Source organism: Marinibacterium profundimaris (assembly GCF_002210095.1).
Classification (GTDB): domain Bacteria; phylum Pseudomonadota; class Alphaproteobacteria; order Rhodobacterales; family Rhodobacteraceae; genus Marinibacterium; species Marinibacterium profundimaris.
In genome coordinates this window covers 1-5,455 of the sequence record NZ_AQQR01000047.1, presented here as the reverse complement: position 1 = coordinate 5,455, position 5,455 = coordinate 1, and the positions used below count along the sequence as shown (strand labels likewise).

Below are 5,455 nucleotides of genomic sequence, written 5' to 3'. Positions count from 1 at the left end.
AGGGCGTTTGGTCGTTCACAACACATTCATACCCCCTCCTTTCGTTGATCCGTATACCGGAATGTCGCCGGTCCGGAAAACAGGAGAGGGCCGGATGCCCGGCCCCCTCCCTATCGATCCGCGGGCCGCGATTACTGCGGGTTCACCGCGTGGTTCATCACGTGGAAGATGTAGTTCTGCTCCAGCGTGCCATCGACCAGATGCGCCCAGGGGCCCTTGGCATAGACGGCGACGTCGACGCCCGAATGGGTTTCAGAGGACATCGGGATCAGCGCCTGCTGCAGGTAGTCGATGTCGGTCGCCTCGTCCTGCGACACCTCCGGACGCTCGCCCGAGTAGCTGCCGTCTTCCTGTTCGATCAGGACTGAACCGGCACCGTTGAGGTAGCCCATCACGGTGTAGGGCTTGCCGTCGGCGGCGGTCAGCGGGGTGCCGTCGTGCTCGACGCCGGTCTGCGAGACGCCCATGCACAGGCCCAGGATGTCCGAGCCGCGGCCGCAATAGCCGTTGAAGGCGATGGCATGCTCGTGGTCGGCGGTGACGATGATCAGCGTGTCTTCGTCATTTGTCAGCTCGTCGGCCATGGCGGCAGCCTCGGCAAAGGCCACACCGTCGGTCAGGGTGCGATAGGCATTGCCCGCGTGGTTGGCGTGGTCGACACGGCCGGCCTCGACCTCGAGGTAATAGCCGTTCTCGTTCTGCGACAGGTACTCGATGGCCGCCTTGGTCATCTCGGCCAGCGAAGGCTCGTCCGCGCGGTCGGCCTCGTACATCATGTGGCTGTTTTCATAAAGCGCCAGGATCGGCGAATCCGCTGCGAGATCCAGCGCCTCGAAGCTGGCCTGGTCGGTGGCGAATTGCGCGCCGAGTCCGGTGGCACGTTCGACCAGGTTCAGACCGTCGGCCCGGCGGCCGGTCAGACCGCCCAGTTCAACGCCCTCGGGCAGGAAGTAGCGGCCGCCGCCGCCCATGGCGAAATCGATCGTGCCGGCTTCCATTGCGTTCAGCAGCTGCTGGGCGATGTCGACCTGTGCGGTGCAATCCTCGGGAACGGAATCTTCCCAGTTGCGGTTGGCGGTCTTGGCATAGACAGCCGCCGGGGTCGCGTGGGTGATGCGCGCGGTCGAGACGATGCCGACCGACTTGCCCGCGTCCGACACGATTTCCGAGAAAAGCGTCAGTTCATTGCCTTCGACGGTCGAGCAATCGTCGTGGATCGCGTCTTCGCCCAGGTTGATCAGGTTGAACCGCTGCTTGACGCCGGTGTTCAGAGCGCCGGCGGTGGGCGCGGAATCCGGGGTCTGGGCGTTGATGTTGTAGGTCTTGACCAGGGCCGAATGGAACTCGGGCGTCTCGTAGGGCATCACCCATTCTTCGCCCAGGGCGCCGTTCTGCTGGCCCATGAAGATCCGGGTGGCATAGTTGGTGCCGACGCCGTTGCCGTCGGCGACCAGCACGATCACGTTCTTGGCGGTGCCGGTGTTGGGGGTGCGGGCCAGATGGGTTTCAAGGGTGGCCTGGGCATCGGTGAACCAAGTGCTCGACTGCTGGGGCAGATCCTGCGCCATGGCCGTGGTCCCGGCGAGCATCGCAACAAGCGACAGCGTCTTTTTCATGTCCGTCTCCATCGGATTGAGATGGGCGGGGTGTAGGTCCGCCGTGTAACAGGAAGATCAATTATGCCGCGTTTTCTGGGGATAACTCGGGAAATTTCCATTTATTAACAATATGTTATAACGTAACACGGCAAGCCCGCCGCTCCCCGCTTGCAAACCTTGCCCATTGTGCCAGTCTCGTCGCCGGGTTCCCCGTTGCGAATACAAGGTTTTTCGAAAATGCAGGCCGTTCTCCTTATTCTCCTGGGCCTGCTTGCCGTCACGGCCGTTTGGTTGGCCCTGGGCGCGGTAAAAACCCGCAAGCTGGCCGCAGAGGCCCGCGCAAGCGTGCCGCAGGCCGGCGAGCGGATGGATGTGTCGGGCGGAGCAATCCACTACCTCGATCTCGGTCCGCGTGAGGCGCCGGTGCTGGTGATGATCCATGGCCTTGGCGGGCAGATGCACCACTTCACCTACGCGATGACCGGGCTGCTGGAGGATGACTTTCGCCTGATCGTCATCGATCGCCCCGGTTGCGGCTATTCCCTCAGGGACGACGAGGCGCAGGCCGCGCTGACAGAGCAAGCCCGCATGATATGGGAGATGCTGGACCGGCTCGGCGTCACGCGGCCGGTGCTGGTCGGGCATTCGCTGGGTGGTGCCGTCTCACTGGGGATGGCGGTGCAGCGCCCGGCGGAGACCGGCGCGCTGGCCCTGCTGGCGCCGCTGACCCATCCCAACACCGCCGCCTCGCCGGCCTTTGACGGGCTGAACCAACCCAACCGCCGCATGCGGCACCTGCTGGCCCGGACCTGGGCCGTTCCCATGGCCCGCCGCACCGCGATCGAAACCCTGACAGAGGTCTTCCGCCCGGAGCCCTGGCCCGCCGATTTCCTGGACCGCGGCGGCGCGTCCCTGGGTCTGCGGCCCGAGGCCTTCCTCGCCTCGGTCGAGGATTACATGGCCTCGGCCGGGATCGGCGCGATTGCGGCACAATACGACAGCGCGCTGACCATGCCGGGCGGGGTGCTGTTCGGCAGCGGGGATGCCCTGCTCGATCCTCAGGAACAGGGCGCGGCGATGACAGCCCACGGCCTTGAATTCACTGCCCTGCCTGATCGCGGCCACATGATTCCGATCACCGCCCCCGCGGACTGCGCCACCTTCGTGCGCCGGATCGCCGGGCGCCTGGGCTGACCGGCAGGGCCGACCACCGGGGCGCGGGCGACGCCCATTTCGTAAAATTCGACCGTTAAGACCGTCGCAGGACTTCGTCGCTAAGGCTCGGGTGCTGAAGTATGCGACGGAGGTGTCCAGCACATGCGAATTCTACCAATCGCCGCCCTCATGGCCTCACTGGCCATGCCGGCGGCAGCCGACGATTTCACGCCGGTTCTCCAGGACTACCTGGAAGCAGAGATCCGGCCATGGGCCACGAACCCGATCCTGATTAGCGCCATCCGGGCCCAGAACGAACGCCACGCCGGGATGAGCCTTGCGCAGGTCGAGGAAATGGACCGCACCTGGCGGGCCGAAATCGGCGCCGCCGACACGCCCACGATCACCCCTGTGCTGGAAAACAGCGCCTCCGACTACCTGCGTGAGCGGGTCGAGGCCGCAGGCGGCATGATCACCGAGGTGTTCATAATGGATTCTCACGGGCTGAATGTGGCCGCCTCATCGGCGACATCGGACATGTGGCAGGGCGACGAGGCGAAGTTCAACGAGACCTATCCCAAGGGCGCCGATGCCGTCCACATCAGCGACATCGAATTCGATGAATCCTCGCAGATCTTCCAGGGCCAGATCTCGATCCCCATGGTCGATCCGGACACCGGTGAGGTCGTCGGCGCGATGACCGTCGGCGTGAACGCCGAAGCCCTCATGTGAACCCAAGGGAGGATTGGACAATGAAAGCGGAAAAAGTGAAGCGGGCCGGTGTGCCGGTCTTCGTGAAGGCCCTGCTCTTGGTCCTGATCAGTGCATCGTCAGTGACTGCGATCATGTCGGTTCAGTCTTCCCGCCTGATCCACCGGATGACAGACACCCGGCTGATGGATCATTCGAAACTGTCGTCCGAAAACCTGGCCGAGCAATCGGCCGGTGCCCTGCGCTTCTCGAAATACGATTCGATCGAGGCAGGGCTGGGCGCCGTGCTGGACAAGAACCCCGAAGCGATGACGGGCGGCTATGCATTCGATGCGACGGGCGAGATCGTCGCCGAAGCAGGCCGACTGAGCAACGCGGAAGCTTCGACACTAAGCAGCCTGGCCGCACAGGCGATCGCCACAGGCACGATGCAGCGCGACCCATCCGGCTTTCTTATGGCGTTGCCAGTACTGATCGGCGCCGACAACACCCCGGTCGGCGCGATCGCAACCGCCTGGTCGGTGGAAAGCGAGATGGCAAACATTCGCGCCCAAACTCTCAAGTCGTGGGCCACCTCGCTGATTATTCTGGCCATCGGTCTGGCAATCACCGCCCTGCTCATGCGGCGCTGGGTATCCCGCCCGCTGGGTGAGGTGACCCAGTGCATGAGCCGGGTCTCGGACGGGGAACTGGACCTGGAGATTCCCTACGTCAACAAGGGAGACGAGGTCGGTAAAATCGCGCGCGCACTGGAAGATCAGCGCCAGAAGCTGATCCTGGCGCAGGAAGCGGATGCCCTGGCCAAGAAAGCCGCCGAACAGGCCGAGGCCGCGAACGACCAGATCGCCCGCCAGCAAGAGGCCCAGCAGGCCGCGGTGGAGGCGATCAGCAAGGGCTTGAAATTGCTCGCCAGTGGCGATCTGACCTGCAGCATCCGCCAACCCTTCGGAGAGGAATATGAAATGCTGCGCGCGCATTTCAACCAGACGCTTAGCGGGCTGCAATCCGCCATGATCACCGTGCGCAACAACGCCGAAAGCATTCGAAACGGTGCCGAGGATATCAGCCAGGCCTCCGACGACCTTTCGGGCCGGACCGAATCCCAGGCCGCCACGCTCGAGGAGGCCGTGGCCGCTCTGGACGAGCTGACCACAAGCATCAAGGCCGCCGCGAACGGCGCCAAGGAGGTCGAAGGCATCGTCATGGTCGCGCGCTCGGACGCCGACCGCTCCGGTGAGGTGGTGCGCGACGCGGTCGAAGCGATGACCGAGATCGAGACCAGTTCCAACCAGATCCAGCAGATCATCGGAGTGATCGACGACATTGCTTTCCAGACCAACCTGCTGGCGTTGAATGCCGGTGTCGAGGCGGCGCGCGCGGGAGAGGCCGGCAAGGGCTTTGCCGTGGTCGCAACCGAGGTCCGGGCCCTGGCGCAACGCTCCTCCGAAGCCGCCCTGGAGATCAAGTCGCTGATCGGCGGGGCATCACAGCAGGTGGAACGCGGCGTGGCGCTTGTCGGCCGCACAGGCGAGGCGCTGACCTCGATCGTCGAGCAGGTCAACGACATCTCAGCCCATATCTCCCGCATCGCCTCCAGCGCGCGGGAGCAATCGGAGGGCCTGAGCGAGATCACCTCCGGCATGAACCAGCTTGACAGCGCCACCCAGCAGAACGCGGCCATGGTCGAAGAGGCCACGGCTGCGACACATACACTGAAGGCGGAGTCCCGTGAGTTGATGGACCTCGTCTCGCGCTTCAAGACGGAAGGTGGCGTCGGGGCCGATTTCGATACGGGATCCAGCAGCTTCGCGGCGTGAGATTTTCGGCTCTTGGAACAACAAAAGGGCGCCATCTTTTGGATGGCGCCCTTTCTTATGGATCTTCTGGATGTCGCGTCGCGATTGGTCGTACAAAGCAAAAAGCGCCCCTTGGGGCGCTTTCCATGAAGATTTGGTTGCGGGGAGAGGATTTGAACCTCTGACCTTCAGGTT

4 protein-coding genes are annotated in these 5,455 nt (G+C 63.9%); 3 read left to right on the top strand and 1 reads right to left on the bottom strand.

The window, feature by feature from the left end:
* Positions 1-131: 131 nt before the first annotated feature.
* Positions 132-1,616 carry an alkaline phosphatase gene (locus tag ATO3_RS28215; RefSeq protein ID WP_088653047.1) on the bottom strand — a complete coding sequence of 495 codons (1,485 nt, stop codon included), beginning with the start codon at positions 1,614-1,616 and terminating at the stop codon, positions 132-134.
* 219 nt (positions 1,617-1,835) lie between these two features.
* Between ATO3_RS28215 and ATO3_RS28210 the strand changes: the two genes are divergently transcribed.
* The 3 genes from ATO3_RS28210 to ATO3_RS28200 all read left to right on the top strand — a co-directional run bounded on the left by ATO3_RS28210 (position 1,836) and on the right by ATO3_RS28200 (position 5,281).
* The gene (locus ATO3_RS28210; protein WP_088653046.1) at positions 1,836-2,792 is read left to right on the top strand and encodes an alpha/beta fold hydrolase; all 957 of its coding nucleotides are present in this window, start codon (positions 1,836-1,838) and stop codon (positions 2,790-2,792) included.
* A 123-nt stretch (positions 2,793-2,915) separates the two neighbouring features.
* Positions 2,916-3,485 carry a cache domain-containing protein gene (locus ATO3_RS28205; RefSeq protein ID WP_088653045.1) on the top strand — a complete coding sequence of 190 codons (570 nt, stop codon included), beginning with the start codon at positions 2,916-2,918 and terminating at the stop codon, positions 3,483-3,485.
* 20 nt (positions 3,486-3,505) lie between these two features.
* Positions 3,506-5,281: a methyl-accepting chemotaxis protein gene (locus ATO3_RS28200; RefSeq protein ID WP_088653044.1), complete on the top strand. Its 1,776-nt coding sequence runs from the start codon at positions 3,506-3,508 to the stop codon at positions 5,279-5,281.
* The last annotated feature ends 174 nt before the right edge of the window (positions 5,282-5,455 follow it).

What these genes read in the sequence shown, in the direction of transcription:
- ATO3_RS28215 (WP_088653047.1), bottom strand. Translation starts at nt 1,616, where the DNA reads ATGAAAAAGACGCTGTCGCTTGTTGCGATGCTCGCCGGGACCACGGCC.
- ATO3_RS28205 (WP_088653045.1), top strand. Translation starts at nt 2,916, where the DNA reads ATGCGAATTCTACCAATCGCCGCCCTCATGGCCTCACTGGCCATGCCG.
- ATO3_RS28200 (WP_088653044.1), top strand. Translation starts at nt 3,506, where the DNA reads ATGAAAGCGGAAAAAGTGAAGCGGGCCGGTGTGCCGGTCTTCGTGAAG.
- ATO3_RS28210 (WP_088653046.1), top strand. Translation starts at nt 1,836, where the DNA reads ATGCAGGCCGTTCTCCTTATTCTCCTGGGCCTGCTTGCCGTCACGGCC.